Annotated in this window: 15 protein-coding genes and 1 tRNA gene; 9 read left to right on the top strand and 7 right to left on the bottom strand. The window is 63.9% G+C overall.

Translation table 11 applies throughout. The features are described 5' to 3' along the window. Positions 1 to 275: 275 nt before the first annotated feature. Positions 276 to 360 (bottom strand) — tRNA-Leu (locus GGD40_RS19840). A gap of 182 nt (positions 361 to 542) precedes the next feature. Here GGD40_RS19840 and GGD40_RS19835 point away from each other — a divergent pair. From GGD40_RS19835 to GGD40_RS19805, 7 genes are all read left to right on the top strand, one after another. After that, on the top strand, positions 543 to 1,616 hold the full coding sequence (locus GGD40_RS19835) for a LacI family DNA-binding transcriptional regulator (protein ID WP_179744632.1): 1,074 nt from the start codon (positions 543 to 545) through the stop codon (positions 1,614 to 1,616). Positions 1,617 to 1,769: 153 nt separating this feature from the next. Then, positions 1,770 to 2,849, top strand: a complete 1,080-nt coding sequence (locus GGD40_RS19830) for an ABC transporter substrate-binding protein (protein WP_179744631.1) — start codon at positions 1,770 to 1,772, stop codon at positions 2,847 to 2,849. Beyond that, positions 2,846 to 3,670: an ABC transporter permease gene (locus tag GGD40_RS19825; RefSeq protein WP_035546666.1), complete on the top strand. Its 825-nt coding sequence runs from the start codon at positions 2,846 to 2,848 to the stop codon at positions 3,668 to 3,670. The genes GGD40_RS19830 and GGD40_RS19825 overlap by 4 nt, the downstream gene beginning before the upstream one ends. A gap of 50 nt (positions 3,671 to 3,720) precedes the next feature. Continuing rightward, a complete protein-coding gene (locus tag GGD40_RS19820) occupies positions 3,721 to 4,647 on the top strand; it encodes an ABC transporter permease (RefSeq protein WP_179744630.1) in 927 nt (308 codons plus the stop codon). Further along, positions 4,644 to 5,684 (top strand): ABC transporter ATP-binding protein, encoded by a 1,041-nt coding sequence (locus GGD40_RS19815; RefSeq protein WP_179703731.1) that lies wholly within the window; start codon positions 4,644 to 4,646, stop codon positions 5,682 to 5,684. Before GGD40_RS19820 ends, GGD40_RS19815 begins: the two co-directional genes overlap by 4 nt. Positions 5,685 to 5,730: 46 nt before the next feature. Continuing rightward, positions 5,731 to 6,558: a phosphodiesterase gene (locus GGD40_RS19810; protein WP_179744629.1), complete on the top strand. Its 828-nt coding sequence runs from the start codon at positions 5,731 to 5,733 to the stop codon at positions 6,556 to 6,558. A gap of 140 nt (positions 6,559 to 6,698) precedes the next feature. Then, positions 6,699 to 7,910 carry an MFS transporter gene (locus GGD40_RS19805; protein WP_179744628.1) on the top strand — a complete coding sequence of 404 codons (1,212 nt, stop codon included), beginning with the start codon at positions 6,699 to 6,701 and terminating at the stop codon, positions 7,908 to 7,910. Between the two features lie 83 nt (positions 7,911 to 7,993). On the opposite strand, the gene GGD40_RS19800 is transcribed toward GGD40_RS19805, so the two are convergent. The 5 genes from GGD40_RS19800 to GGD40_RS19780 all read right to left on the bottom strand — a co-directional run bounded on the left by GGD40_RS19800 (position 7,994) and on the right by GGD40_RS19780 (position 10,321). Beyond that, positions 7,994 to 8,422, bottom strand: a complete 429-nt coding sequence (locus GGD40_RS19800) for a response regulator (protein ID WP_179703729.1) — start codon at positions 8,420 to 8,422, stop codon at positions 7,994 to 7,996. Positions 8,423 to 8,442: 20 nt separating this feature from the next. After that, positions 8,443 to 9,075, bottom strand: coding sequence for a response regulator (locus GGD40_RS19795; RefSeq protein WP_179744980.1), 633 nt, complete (start codon positions 9,073 to 9,075; stop codon positions 8,443 to 8,445). Positions 9,076 to 9,270: 195 nt separating this feature from the next. Then, positions 9,271 to 9,849 (bottom strand): ferritin-like domain-containing protein, encoded by a 579-nt coding sequence (locus GGD40_RS19790; protein ID WP_035546680.1) that lies wholly within the window; start codon positions 9,847 to 9,849, stop codon positions 9,271 to 9,273. Positions 9,850 to 9,937: 88 nt separating this feature from the next. Continuing rightward, positions 9,938 to 10,099: a DUF1328 domain-containing protein gene (locus tag GGD40_RS19785; protein WP_006052455.1), complete on the bottom strand. Its 162-nt coding sequence runs from the start codon at positions 10,097 to 10,099 to the stop codon at positions 9,938 to 9,940. Positions 10,100 to 10,144: 45 nt separating this feature from the next. Further along, positions 10,145 to 10,321, bottom strand: a complete 177-nt coding sequence (locus tag GGD40_RS19780) for a DUF1328 domain-containing protein (protein WP_179703728.1) — start codon at positions 10,319 to 10,321, stop codon at positions 10,145 to 10,147. Positions 10,322 to 10,492: 171 nt separating this feature from the next. On the opposite strand from GGD40_RS19780, the gene GGD40_RS19775 reads away from it, so the two are divergent. Both GGD40_RS19775 and GGD40_RS19770 read left to right on the top strand, forming a co-directional pair. Next, positions 10,493 to 11,971, top strand: a complete 1,479-nt coding sequence (locus tag GGD40_RS19775) for a sensor histidine kinase (protein ID WP_373565302.1) — start codon at positions 10,493 to 10,495, stop codon at positions 11,969 to 11,971. Positions 11,972 to 12,194: 223 nt separating this feature from the next. Continuing rightward, positions 12,195 to 12,329: an entericidin A/B family lipoprotein gene (locus GGD40_RS19770; RefSeq protein ID WP_035546684.1), complete on the top strand. Its 135-nt coding sequence runs from the start codon at positions 12,195 to 12,197 to the stop codon at positions 12,327 to 12,329. 249 nt (positions 12,330 to 12,578) lie between these two features. Here GGD40_RS19770 and GGD40_RS19765 read toward each other — a convergent pair whose 3' ends face one another. After that, positions 12,579 to 13,376, bottom strand: coding sequence for a DUF4397 domain-containing protein (locus tag GGD40_RS19765; RefSeq protein WP_179703727.1), 798 nt, complete (start codon positions 13,374 to 13,376; stop codon positions 12,579 to 12,581). Between the last annotated feature and the right edge of the window lie 186 nt (positions 13,377 to 13,562).

Genomic DNA, 13,562 nt, shown 5'->3' with positions numbered 1-13,562 from the left:
TACCCAGCCCTCAATTGCGATGGACGACGGTAATGTATGACGAAATAGACCGCGCAGGCAACGCAGGAAGTTGAACAGCAATGAAGTTATGCGAACTGGTTGCGAATAGCCCGGCGCTGTCCTAACGATTGTCCTCACATAACAGAATCGTCCCAAAAGATGCCCACCCTGATGGGTGTCAATGGGAAACGTTGAGCAACGATGGGATTTGAAACTGGCTAAACCCCTGAGCGCAGAGGTTTTTTATCAACTACGGGAAACGCTGAGATTTCCCGTGGTGCCGGGGACCGGACTTGAACCGGCAAGCCGTGAGGCGGCGGATTTTAAGTCCGCTATGTTTACCAATTTCATCACCCCGGCAGGGTGTTGAATCTTACGTGGACGCGAATTCTACCATTGCCTGGCGAGCGCACCAAACCGGCGCAATCCTGACGTCCACTCACCCTTCCCCACCCCGCCGCGCTGAATTTCGAAGTCATCCGCAAGTCACAAAGCTTCCCGATAATCCGCTCACGAAAACGTTTACAACCGAGCGGAACCCCATGACCCCGACGATCAAAGATGTCGCCGCGCACGCTGGCTTCTCCATCGCCACGGTCTCGCGCGCGATCAACGCGCCGCACACCGTGAATCCCGTCACGCTCGACAAAGTGCGTCAATCGATCGACGCCCTCAACTTCCGCCCCAGCCCGCTGGGCCGGCAACTGCGTGGCGAGCGCACGCGTCTGATCGGCGTGATTCTGCCGACGCTCGCCAATCCCGTGTTCGCCGAATGCCTGCAGGGCATCGACGAACTCGCGTCGGCGCAGGGCTACCGGCTCATGCTGATGACCACGCAGTACGACGCCGACCGCGAACGCCACGCGATCGAAACGCTGCGCGAACATCGCGTGGAAGGCCTGATCCTGACGGTGTCCGACGCCGACACGCACCCGCTGCTCGACGAACTCGACCGCGACGGCCTGCTCTACGTGCTGATGCATAACGACACGGTGCGCCGTCCGTCGGTGTCGGTCGACAACCGTCTCGCCGCTTACGACGGCGTACGCATGCTGATCGCTCACGGCCACCGCCGCATCCTGATGCTGGCCGGTTCGCTGGCCGCGTCCGACCGCGCGCGTCAACGGCATCTGGGCTACTCGCAAGCCATGCAGCAGGCCGGCCTCACCCCCGCGCCCGCGCTCGAAGTCGATTTCAACGCCGACGAACTGTCGCCGTCGGTGCTCGCGCATCTGACCAGCGGGCCGAATCGCCCGAGCGCGCTGTTCTGCAGCAACGACCTGCTCGCGATGGTGGTCATGCGCGGCCTGCGCCGCGCGCGTCTGCAGATTCCGCACGACATGTCGATTCTCGGCTTCGACGGCCTCGCCGTGGGCGATCTGCTGTCGCCGCCGCTCGCCAGCATCTGCGCGCCGAATCGCGAAATCGGCTGCGCGGCGTGGGAGCGCTTGCTGGCGCGCGTCGGCGGTGCGTACGAAGCGTTGAACGAAACCTCGCTGACGCTGACCTTGCCGCACAGCTTGCGCCAGGGCGCGACCATCGCGGCGATTTCGAATCGCGATGCCACGTCGTCGCCGCATGCATCGGCGGCCACCGCGGAAAAACCGTTCGCCTGACCCGTCTTTCGACTCACGGCCTTCGACTCAAGTCATTCGATTCATGTCTTTCGATTCACGCACCTCGACCCCGAACCACCCGCTCTCGTCCTCTCCAGGAGACCCGCAGTGATCCGCTCGTCCGCACGCTTCACTTCGTCGCTTAAGTCGCTCATGTCGCCCCAGTCACGCGCCTCACTGAACTCGCTCAAACCGCTCTGGTCCCGCCTCGCGCGCACCAGCACCACCGCGCTCGCCGCTGGCGCGCTAATCACCGCCGCCCTCGGCGCGCTCGCCCCGCAAGCAGCCCAAGCCGACGAAACCGCAATCTGCTACAACTGCCCGCCCGAATGGGCCGACTGGGCGAGCCAGATCAAAGCGATCCAGCAAAAGACCGGCATCCGCGTACCGTTCGACAACAAGAACTCCGGCCAGTCGATCGCGCAACTGATGGCCGAGCAGAAGAGCCCGGTCGCCGACGTGGTCTACCTGGGCGTGTCGTCGGCATTCCAGGCGAAGGACAAGGGCGTGATCCAGCCGTACAAGCCGGCGCACTGGGACGACATTCCCGCCAACGAGAAAGACCCGCAAGGCTTCTGGTTCGCGATCCACTCGGGCACGCTGGGCTTCTTCGTCAATAAGGACGCGCTCGAAGGCAAGCCGGTGCCGCGTTCGTGGGCCGACCTGCTCAAGCCTGAATACAAAGGCATGATCGGCTACCTCGATCCGTCGAGCGCGTTCGTCGGCTATGCGGGCGCGGTGGCGGTGAACCAGGCGCTCGGCGGCACGCTCGACAACTTCGAACCGGGTCTCGACTGGTTCCGCAAGCTGAAGGCCAACGCGCCGATCGTGCCGAAGCAAACCGCCTACGCGCGCGTGATGTCCGGCGAAATTCCGATCCTGCTCGACTACGACTTCGACGCCTACCGCGCCAAGTACAAGGATCACGCGAACGTCGAGTTCGTGATTCCGAAGGAAGGCACGATCTCGGTGCCGTACGTGATGAGTCTCGTGAAGGGCGCGCCGCACGAAGCGAACGGCAAGAAGGTGCTCGATTTCGTGCTCTCCGACGAAGGCCAGAAGCTGTGGGCGGAGGCTTATCTTCGTCCGGTCCGCGCCAGCGCGATGAGCCCGGAAACGGCTGCCAAATTCCTGCCGGCCGCCGACTACGCACGCGCCAAGCCGGTGGATTTCGGCAAGATGGCGGAGAAGCAATCGAGCTTCGGCGAGCGTTATCTCCAGGTGATGCATTGAACGACATTACGTTCCCGCTGCGCTGGCGCATTGCGTTGATCGCGCCGGCGCTGGCGGTGTTCATCGCGTTCTGGCTGTTGCCGATGGGCGCGCTCGCGCAACTGAGCGGCGACGGTCACGCCTTCGCCACCTATCGCGCGATGCTGACGAACCCGCGCTACATGTCGAGCCTCGGCGCGACGGTGCTGCTCTCGGCGGCGGTCACGGCGGCGACGCTCGTGCTGTCGGTGATCGCCGGCTTGCTGCTGGCGCGCCGCGAGTTTCCGCTCAAGCGCACGCTGCTCGCGCTGCTCACGTTTCCGCTGGCGTTTCCCGGCGTGGTGGTCGGCTTCATGGTGATCATGCTGGCGGGACGCCAGGGGCTGATCGGCGCGCTCTCGCTCAAACTCACCGGCGACCGCTGGGTGTTCGCGTATTCGATGAGCGGTCTGTTTCTCGGCTACCTGTATTTCTCGATTCCGCGCGTGATCGTCACGGTGATGGCGTCGGCCACCAAGCTCGACGCGTCACTCGAAGAAGCCGCGCGTTCGCTCGGCGCGTCGCCGTGGCGGATTACGCGCGACATCGTGCTGCCCGCGCTGTCGCCGGGTCTGATCGCGGCCGGCGCGGTGTGCTTCGCGACTTCGATGGGCGCGTTCGGCACAGCCTTCACGCTCGCCACCGACATCGACGTGCTGCCCATGACCATCTACACCGAGTTCACGCTGAACGCGAACATGGTGACGGCGGCCGGCCTCTCGATCGTGCTCGGCATCGTCACGTGGGCGGTACTGGCCTTTGCGCGCAGCGTGAGCGGTTCGGCCGTGGCGGCAAGCGCATGAGCGGCATCGTCAAACCCGGGGCAACCCAATCACCGGACCCTGCGTCTTCGATGAACTCCCTCCCTGCTTCGTTACAACAGCCAGCCGTGAAACCGCGCTCGCGCTTCAAGCTGCCGACATCGAGAAGCTGGCTCGCGGCCGGCCAGTGGCTCGTTACGCTGCTGCTGTGCGCGTTTCTGATCGTGCCCGTCATCATGTCGATCATGGCGGGGCTGACGGTCAACTACTTCAAAGGCGTGTCGAGCGGACTCACACTGCGCTGGCTCGTCGAAGTGTGGACGCAGTATCACGACTCGGTGTTCCTGTCGCTCGAAGTCGCGGCGGCGACCCTGTTCATCACGCTGCTGACCGGCGTGCCTGCCGGCTATGTGCTCGCGCGCAGCAAGACGCGGCTGTCACGGATCATCGAAGAATTTCTGGTGCTGCCGATCGCGCTGCCCGGTCTCGCGTCCGCGCTCGCCCTGCTGGTGGTCTACGGCGGCTTCACGATGTTCCGCATGAGCGTGGCCTTCATCGTGGTCGGGCATGTGGTGTTCACGCTGCCCTTCATGGTGCGCGCGGTCGCCGCGGTCTGCGCGAGCAGCGATCTGCGCACGCTCGAAGAAGGCGCGGCGAGTCTCGGCGCGAGCTTCTGGCAGCGCTTCGTGACGGTCGTGCTGCCGAACGCGCGGCCGGGCATCGTGGCCGGCGCGCTGGCGGTCGTGACGTTGTCGATCGGCGAATTCAATCTCACCTGGATGCTGCACACGCCCGACACCAAGACGCTGCCGGTCGGCCTCGCCGACACCTACGCGTCGTTGCGCATCGAGATCGGCAGCGCGTACACGATTCTGTTTTTCATCATGACGATGCCGCTGCTCGTCGCGATGCAATGGCTCGGCGTCGATGCGACCGGTCAGCGCAGCGCGGCGAAAAAACGCAGCGCGGCCTCGGCATCGAAGTCCATCATCAAGTCAACACCCACGTCCACGCCATGAAACTCGCCTCCGTTCCCATTACGCTCGCGCAGTGCGCGAAAACGTTTCGCGGCACGCGCGTACTCGAACCGCTCGATCTGCAGATCGGCGCGGGTGAAACGCTGGTGTTGCTCGGGCCGTCCGGCTGCGGCAAGACCACGACGCTGCGCATGATCGCGGGTCTCGAAACACCGGACGCAGGTGGCCGCATCGCGTTCGGTGACGAAGACGTCACCGCGCTGCCGATCGAAAAACGCCAGGTCGGCATGGTGTTCCAGAGCTACGCGCTGTTCCCGAACCTGACGGTGCGCGGCAACATCGGCTATGGCCTGAAGATCCGGCGCACGGCCGCGGACACCGCGCGCCAGCGCGTCGACGAATTACTCGCGATGATGCGTCTCACCGCGCACGCCGACAAACCGATCGACCAGTTGTCCGGCGGCCAGCGTCAGCGCGTCGCGCTGGCCCGCGCGCTCGCGGTGCAGCCGCGCGTGCTGCTGCTCGACGAACCGCTCACCGCCCTCGACGCGCGTTTGCGCGACACCTTGCGCAGCGAGATGAACACGCTGTTGCGCGAGTTGGGCATTACGACCGTCTACGTAACACACGATCAGGCCGAAGCGATGGAACTCGGCGACCGTATCGTCGTGATGAGCGCGGGGCGCATCGAGCAGATCGGTTCGCCGCGCGACATCTACTATCGGCCCGCGAATCGCACGGTCGCGCAGTTCGTCGGCACGATCAACCGTCTGGCCGGCGAACGCCGCGATGGCATGCTAACGACCACCGGCGGTGCGGTGCCGCTGCCCTCCTCGTTAGGCAACGCCGCGCACGAGATTTTCTTCCGGCCGGAAGACGCGTATCTCGCCGATCCGGCCAACGCGCAATTGCGCGGTCACGTTGAAAGCACGGCGTTTCTCGGCGAGCGCACCCGTCTGACGATCGGCGGCGCCGCACCGGACGCGTTGCTGATCGACGTCGCGGGCCGCGTCGAATTGGCGCGCGGCACGCCGGTCGGCATCTCGATCGCGCAAGGCGCGCTGATTGCGCTATCTTGACGACATCGCGCTGCTCTACTAGCGCGCTATAAAAAGGGACTACCCCATGCTGCTGGCTCAAATTAGCGACCTGCATATCAAACGGCCGGGCGCGCTCGCTTACCGCCGCGTCGATACCGGCGCGCATCTGGCGCGCTGCGTCGCCGCGCTCAACGCGCTCGAACCGCGTCCCGATGCCGTGATCATGACCGGCGACCTCGTCGACCAGGGCGATCCTGAACAGTACGAGTACCTCAAAGCGCTGCTCGCACCGCTCGAGATTCCCTACTTCATGCTGGTCGGCAATCACGACGAACGCACCGCCTTGCGCGCGGCATTTCCGGATCGCGCGGAATTGCAGAGCGGCGGCGAGTTCGTGCACTACGCGGTGGATCTCGGCCCGCTGCGCCTGATCGCGCTCGATTCGATGGTGCCGGGTCAAAGCGCCGGCTTGCTGTGCGATGCGCGGCTCGCGTGGCTCGCAACGCAACTCGACGCGGCGCAAGGCAAGCCGACCGTGGTCGCGTTGCATCATCCGCCGTTCGTGTGCGGCATCGGCCATATGGACGAATTGCGGCTCGACCCGGCGGCGGCCGACAAACTCGCCGCGTTGATCGCGCGTTATCCGAATGTGGAGCGGGTGATCTGCGGCCATGTGCATCGGCCGATGTTCGTGCGCTTCGGCGGCACGATCGCCTCCGCAGTGCCGGCGCCCGCGCATCAGGTCACGCTCGATCTACGCGACGACGCGCCGTCCGCGTTTACGATGGAGCCGCCCGCGTACGCGTTGCATCGCTACGATCCGGCGACGGGTATCGTCACGCATCACGCGTATGTCGAGGCCTCCGACGGGCCGTATCCGTTCTATGAACCGGAAGGCGCGTTGATCGACTGATTCGCTCGACCCCGCGCCTTCCCGGCGCGGGGCAAACGCATCACGCGGTCGTCGGCACCGTCAGCACGATCCGCCCTGCTCCGGTATGATCGGCACGCTCAAGGACCGCGCATGGGCCGGTCCGTCGAACGTCGCCTCTCATGTCCACACCCAACCCGTCTTCTCCCGCTACCGCCGACCGGTCGCTGCGCGGTCTGCTGTTTCTGCTCGCGACCATCGCCGGTGTGTCGGTCGCGAACATCTATTACAACCAGCCGCTGCTCGACAATTTCCGCCAGTCGTTTCCGACCGGCGCGTCGTGGGTCGGCGCGGTACCGGCCGTCACGCAACTCGGCTACGCCGCCGGCATGCTGCTGCTGGCGCCGCTCGGTGACCGTTTCGATCGACGCCGGCTGATCCTGCTGCAAATCGTCGGCATGTGTATCGCGCTGGTCGTGGCCGCTGCGGCGCCGACGCTGACGGTGCTGATCGGCGCGAGTCTGGCGATCGGTGTGCTCGCCACCATCGCGCAACAGGCCGTGCCGTTCGCCGCGGAACTCGCGCCGCCGGCCGAGCGCGGTCACGCGGTCGGCACGGTGATGAGCGGTCTGCTGCTGGGGATTCTGCTGGCACGAACGGCCGCCGGTCTCGTCGCCGAATACTTTGGATGGCGCGCGGTGTTCGCGGTGTCGGTCGTTGCGTTGCTGGTGCTGGCGGTCGTGATCATTCTGCGTCTGCCGAAGAGTCAGCCGACTTCGACGCTGCCCTACGGCAAGTTGCTGGTGTCGATGTGGCATCTGATCGTCGAGCATCGCGCGCTGCGCGAGGCGTCGCTGACCGGCGCGGCGATGTTCGGCGCGTTCAGTATTTTCTGGTCGGTGCTGGCCTTGCTGCTGGCCGGTGCGCCGTTCCATCTCGGGCCGCAGGCCGCGGGGCTGTTCGGGATCGTCGGCGCGGCCGGCGCGATGGCCGCGCCGCTCGCCGGCAAGTTCGCGGACAAGCGCGGACCGCAGTCGATCATCACCGTATCGATCGCGCTGGTGGCCATTTCGTTCGTGGTATTTGGCGCGTCGGCGAAGAGTATCGCCGGGCTCGTGGTCGGCGTGATCATTCTCGACATTGGCGTGCAGGCCGCGCAGATTTCGAACCAGTCGCGCATTTACGCGCTCAAGCCCGATGCACGCTCACGCGTGAATACGGTGTACATGGTCGCGTATTTCATTGGTGGCGCGTTCGGCTCCGGCGTCGGCGCCTTCGTCTGGCCGATGTTCGGATGGCTCGGCGTCAGCGTGGCCGGACTCGCGTTCGCCGGGCTCGCGGCGTGGAATCATCTGGCGCTGCCGGCTCGCGCGAAGCGTCAGGGCCTGCTTTGACGCGCTGAGCCGTTGAAACTTTGAAACGTTAGCCGCTATTTTTAGCGGCTTTTTTTAGCCGCCGCTCCAACCGCGCGAGGCGCTCACTTGCCGCCTCGTGCGTACGCATAGTCATGCAGCGCGTCGATCACCCGGTCGAACTCGAACGACTTGTCGTAAAAGTGCCGTACGCCGTATTGCTCGCAACGCTCCCGGTAAGCCGGCAACGCGTGATTGGTCAGCACTGCGGCGAACACCGTGTCGATCAGCCCCTCGCGTTGCAAATAAGCCAGCACCGGGACGCCTGAACCCTGCTTGAGTTGCAGGTCGACGATCACCGCGTCGAAGGCCTCGTCGGTCAGCAACGCGATCGCCTGATCGGCGGAATCGGCGTAAGCGCAGACGCGCAGCAAACCCGACGCGTCGATCGCTTCCACCAGGCTGCGGCGGATCAGCGGCGAATCCTCGATCAGCAGCACGCGCAACGGCGTGTGATTCGCTGACTCGGCAACAGGGTTAGGTTCGCTATTCATCGGCTGGTCTCGATCGTCCATTATTCGATCAGGCCGTTCTTGATCGCGTAATAAGTCAGATCGGCATTGTTCGCCAAACGCATTTTCTCGAGCACGCGCGCCCGATAGGTGCTCACGGTCTTCACGGACAAATGCAATTCCTCCGCGATTTCAGTAGGAAGCTGGCCGGCCGCGAGCTTGCAGAAAATCTGAAACTCGCGCTCCGAGAGCGCTTCATGCGGCCGCCCCGCGGCGGGCTTGTCGAGATTGTCGGCGAGCGTATCGGCGACCGCCTCGGATAAATAACGATGCCCGCGCGCCACCGAGCGGATCGCCCGCACGATCTCCTCCGGCCCGCAATCCTTGTTCAAATAACCGTTCGCGCCGGCGCGCAGCAGATTGATCGCGTACTGGCTCTCCGGATAGCCCGACAGAATCAGCACGTTCTGCTCAGGGCGCACCTGCTTGATCACGCGCAACGTGTCGATGCCGTTTTTATCCGGCATCGCGATGTCGAGAAGCACCACGTCGAACGCCTGCTCGCGCACGAGGCTGATGGTTTCGTCACCGGTGGCGGCTTCCGCCGCAACGCACATGTCCGGCTCGTCGGCGACGAACTGCCTGAACCCCCCTCGGACGATCGCATGATCGTCGGCTATCAACACTCGAATCATCGGCTTGGTGTCCCTGCTGTGGAAACGCTCCAGAGCAGACATTGTAATGATCTCCGGCACGCTGGCGCGCCGGTCATGCAGAGCGATGCGAAAGCCGGCGGCTCATGCTATCGATGCTGCGTGCAACGGGCGCGGGACATTGCTTCTTTCCAGACCCACCCGCGCCCGGCACGCGCCGGCATAGCGTATCCGCGCCTATTCCCGTCCTTCGAGAAGATCCGCCATATCGTCCGCATGCTCTTCTTCGACCGCGAGAATGTCTTCGAACATACGACGCGTCGTCACGTCCTTCTCGCCGAGATAGCGAACGATCTCGCGATACGTGTCGATGGCAATCCGCTCGGCGACCAGGTTCTCCTTGATCATGTCCGTCAGATTGTCGCCTTCCTTGTATTCCGAATGCGAGCGCGTCTTCAGGCCGTCCGGTGCAAAATCCGGCGCGCCGCCCAGTTGAACGATGCGCTCGGCGATGCGGTCGGCGTGCTCCTGCTCCTCGGCCGCATGTTCGGCAAACTCCGCCGCCACAGCCTCCGAGTTGATGCCCTTGGCCATGAAGTGATGCCGTTTATAACGCAAAGTACAGACGATTTCCGTGGCCAGCGCATCGTTGAGCAGCTTCAGCACGGTCTCGCGGTCCGCGCCGTAGCTCTGCGTGACCGGACCGTCGGACATATGCTTGCGCGCGTCCTCGCGAATCTTCTTCAGGTCCATCACGAACGGCTGGTTAGGCGGAGTTTGAGTGGCGGCGCTCTGGGCACCTGGTGATTTCGACATTTAATTTCTCCTTAATCCGTATGGGGGGAACAACGCATCCCGCACGAATCGCGCCTGATGCGCCGGTCAAAGAGGAATCGCTGCGCGTCTACGTTCGGAACACGCCGAGCAACAACGTGACCACGAAGACGACGAGGAAAATGTAGAACAGGATCTTGGCGATTTCCGCCGCGCCCGCCGCAATGCCGGTAAACCCGAACACGGCGGCGATGATCGCGATCACGAAAAAGACAATGGCGTAGTGAAGCATGGCAACTCTCCTTTCAGTGGGGTTCCGTTCGATGTGCGAGCCGCGCTAATCGACGATTTTTTTCGTCACCACGAAGCCGAGCACGAGGAACACCACGCACAGAATCACGAACACGATAAACAGGAACTTTGCAATCGCGGCCGCACCCGCAGCAACGCCGGTAAAGCCAAGCAGGCCGGCGATTATCGCGATGACGGCGAAGAACAACGCCCATTTCAGCATGGTGGCTTTCTCCCGAAACAATGAATGAACGATCAAGGCTCATGCTATCGATCGGGGCACGAAGGCGCATTCCGACGCACGCCGGTTTTCGTGTGAGAATCCGCTTACATTGGATTACGGCAGCGTTACGGCGGTGGACGTTACACTGATGCCCCATCCGAGGAGCCGAATGTGCCGAATGCACAGAACACGTCGAACCTGCAGACCCCGCGCGATCCAGCGGCCACGACGCGACTGAGTCAGTGGATGCACAAACGTAGCTGGGCCATCGCGATGACGGTTGCGATCGTCATCACCGTGGGCGGCCTGGTGATTCTGGAGACCGCGCGCGAGCGCATTGCCGCCGAGTACGAAACCGCGCTCGACGCCCGCGACGTCACCGTGCAACTGAGCACGCTCGCCAGCCAGCTCTCCAACCTGAGCGCGCAGCAAAGCGATTTTCTTCTGACGAAGCAGGACGCCACCGCGCAAGCCTATTGCGCGACCGCCACGCGGATTCGCCAGAGCGAACAGCAATTGAACCGCTTCTACCGCGGTGGCAAAGCGGACAACGCCGAACTCACGAGCTTCACGCAGATTCTGGTGCTGATCGAAGCGCGCATCGGCGCGGGCGCGGCCGCGCTGCAACGTGCGGCGCCGCATCCGCTGGATCTGGCCGCTTGCGGGCCGCTGAGCGCGGCGAATCCGGCTGACGCGTCGCTGGTGGACAGCACGCTCACGCTGCTGCGCGACAACGAGGAACGCCGCGCGCAGCACGCGCTTGCCGCGAGCCGCGCCGATCAGCGTATTTCCACGCTGTGCGCGGCCGGTCTGTCGGCCTTGAACATCGTGCTGTTCATTCTGCTGTTTCGCAATCTCGGCATTCAGATCGATCGCCAGGCGCGCGTGCAACGTCAGTTGATCACGCAACAGGAAGAACTCGACCAGCTCGTCAGCGAACGCACCCGTCAGCTCGAAGCGCTGGGCTGGCATTTACAGGCGGTCAGCGAAAACGAAAAGACCCAGCTCGCGCGCGAACTGCACGACGAACTCGGCGCGATTCTGACCGCCAGCAAGATGGACGTGGCGTGGGCCAACCGCAAGCTGAAGGACAGCGCGCCGGAGATCGCCGACAAACTCAAACGCGCGCTCGCCAATCTCGACCAGGGTATTGCGCTCAAGCGCCGCATCATCGAAGACATGCGGCCTACCGTGCTGGCCAATTTCGGGCTCGTCACCGCGCTGCGCACACTCGCCGACGAAGCCGCGCAACGCAACAACTGGACACTCGATCTGCATCTCCCCGCCGACGATATCCAGCTCGACGAGCAGACCGAGATCGCGCTGTTTCGCGTCGCCCAGGAGTCGCTGACCAATGCCGCGAAGTACGCGCGGGCGTCGAAGGTGTCGATTGCATTAGAGGTCGGCGATGGCCAGGTCGCCCTGCATATCGCCGACAACGGCGTCGGCATCATGCCGGCCGATCTGAAGCGCACCCACACGCATGGGCTGCTCGGCATGCGCCAGCGCGTCGCCGCGCACGGCGGGCGTTTCGACATCCGGCGCGGCGAGCCGAACGGCACCGACATCGACGTGATGATGCCGAGCGTCAGCACCGCGACACCGTCGATCGATCTGCCGCCGGCGACGCCCACGCGCACGCCGGTCTAGCAACGTGCGGCGGCGCGTTGTTAATGCGCGTGTAGGAGTGCGCCGACGCAAACACCGGAGCCCGCCTACAACAAAATCGCGATGCAACTGACAGCGCCGCCCCCACCCTTTTTTTTAACATGGAATCAGACCGGATCGACTGGCGATCTGACACAAGCCCCGGTCGCACGTGCCGGACAACATGGGCACGTCAACCGATGCATTCTCGACAAGGAGAACTTTCATGACTCGACTGATCGCTTTGCTTCTCATTGCAGGGACCGCTGCGCTCGCAGGTTGCAACACGATGGCCGGCGCCGGACAGGACATCTCGAAGGGCGGCAACGCCATCACGAACTCGGCGGATCAGGCGAAGTAAGCCGGGCTTCTGGCGACGCGGCGGCGCTTTCGCGGCGCTGCCGCGAGTCGCTGCCTTACGCTGTGTTTTGCAGGAACAGAAAGCCCATCGCGGGTCATCTCGCGACGGGCTTTTTTCATGGGCAGCGCAGGCGTGCCCAGACGGCCCGCACAAACAAAACGGCGACCCACTCGCGTGGATCGCCGCTCCGTCCTCCCCAGGACTGTCCGCCGCTCACAGGCGCTGCACGCACCTGTGAGCGCGGTGTGTTTACATTCCCGTCAGCGTGTTGGTCAGTTCCTGACTCGGCGTGCTGGTATTGCCGTTCTGCGCGATCAGCAGATGGATCTGCCCCGGCAGCAACTGGCTGAGCGTGCCGCCGATCGGCACCGACGTGACCAGCCAGTCGGCGTTGTTCGACAGCGAGAACGCAGCCGACTGGAAGATCGGCGTCTTGCTGCCGGACACGGTCGCGATCAGCTCGTATTGTCCGCCGGACACATAGATCGAATCCTGGCCGCTGGCCGGCACGGCGTTCTTGTACTGCACACCCGTCATGGTCGGCGTGAGGCTGCTGACGTCGGTCGTGCCGGCCGGCACCAGGTACAGATCGAGATTGCCCGCGTTCTGCGACGCGTTGAAGCCGCGCAGACGCGCGCTATTGGACAGCAGGCCCTTGTCGAACGGATCGTCGATCAGGCCGATGTCCGGCGCGGTCACGTTCGGCAACGCGATCACGGTGTAGTCGTGACCGTTCGCGACGTTCGGGAAATTGCCGCTGGCGAGCGCGGTCGTCGTGCTGGTCGCCGCGTAGGCGACCGTGGTCGAGCCCGTGCCGATGTTGGTGAGATTGGTCACGCCTTTATAGGCGACGTTGGTCTGCCCCGAAGGCGCGGTGCCGTTCACGAGAAAGTCGAGTGCCGGACTGCTGGGATTCGCGTTAATGAAATGAATCTCCGGATTCGTGATGCCGAGTTCCTTGCCGACGTCGCTCGTGCCGCCGCCACCGCAGGCGCTCAGAAGGGACGCAACAGCAGCCATCGCCGCCATGGTTCGGATTGTTTTCATTGTGTTCACCTATATCGATGTGGGGCTCATGGCCCATTGATTTACGGGTGCTTCGCTTCGAACCTCGGAACGTCCGACACCGCATTCATCGCTACTTCGAATGGTGTCTGGACGGCGTTCCGAAACGGAGCACTCCCTCCTTCCCTGCCGCACAACGCGCCTGTTTCGGGAGCGGCGCGGTCCGTG

The sequence above is a fragment of the Paraburkholderia bryophila genome, assembly GCF_013409255.1.
Taxonomy (GTDB): Bacteria; Pseudomonadota; Gammaproteobacteria; order Burkholderiales; family Burkholderiaceae; genus Paraburkholderia.
This window is presented reverse-complemented; position numbering and strand designations above follow the sequence as displayed.

What these genes read in the sequence shown, in the direction of transcription:
- GGD40_RS19805 (WP_179744628.1), top strand. Translation starts at nt 6,699, where the DNA reads ATGTCCACACCCAACCCGTCTTCTCCCGCTACCGCCGACCGGTCGCTG.
- GGD40_RS19765 (WP_179703727.1), bottom strand. Translation starts at nt 13,376, where the DNA reads ATGAAAACAATCCGAACCATGGCGGCGATGGCTGCTGTTGCGTCCCTT.
- GGD40_RS19830 (WP_179744631.1), top strand. Translation starts at nt 1,770, where the DNA reads ATGTCGCCCCAGTCACGCGCCTCACTGAACTCGCTCAAACCGCTCTGG.
- GGD40_RS19770 (WP_035546684.1), top strand. Translation starts at nt 12,195, where the DNA reads ATGACTCGACTGATCGCTTTGCTTCTCATTGCAGGGACCGCTGCGCTC.
- GGD40_RS19815 (WP_179703731.1), top strand. Translation starts at nt 4,644, where the DNA reads ATGAAACTCGCCTCCGTTCCCATTACGCTCGCGCAGTGCGCGAAAACG.
- GGD40_RS19780 (WP_179703728.1), bottom strand. Translation starts at nt 10,321, where the DNA reads ATGCTGAAATGGGCGTTGTTCTTCGCCGTCATCGCGATAATCGCCGGC.
- GGD40_RS19810 (WP_179744629.1), top strand. Translation starts at nt 5,731, where the DNA reads ATGCTGCTGGCTCAAATTAGCGACCTGCATATCAAACGGCCGGGCGCG.
- GGD40_RS19790 (WP_035546680.1), bottom strand. Translation starts at nt 9,849, where the DNA reads ATGTCGAAATCACCAGGTGCCCAGAGCGCCGCCACTCAAACTCCGCCT.
- GGD40_RS19835 (WP_179744632.1), top strand. Translation starts at nt 543, where the DNA reads ATGACCCCGACGATCAAAGATGTCGCCGCGCACGCTGGCTTCTCCATC.
- GGD40_RS19785 (WP_006052455.1), bottom strand. Translation starts at nt 10,099, where the DNA reads ATGCTTCACTACGCCATTGTCTTTTTCGTGATCGCGATCATCGCCGCC.
- GGD40_RS19795 (WP_179744980.1), bottom strand. Translation starts at nt 9,075, where the DNA reads ATGATTCGAGTGTTGATAGCCGACGATCATGCGATCGTCCGAGGGGGG.
- GGD40_RS19800 (WP_179703729.1), bottom strand. Translation starts at nt 8,422, where the DNA reads ATGAATAGCGAACCTAACCCTGTTGCCGAGTCAGCGAATCACACGCCG.
- GGD40_RS19820 (WP_179744630.1), top strand. Translation starts at nt 3,721, where the DNA reads ATGAACTCCCTCCCTGCTTCGTTACAACAGCCAGCCGTGAAACCGCGC.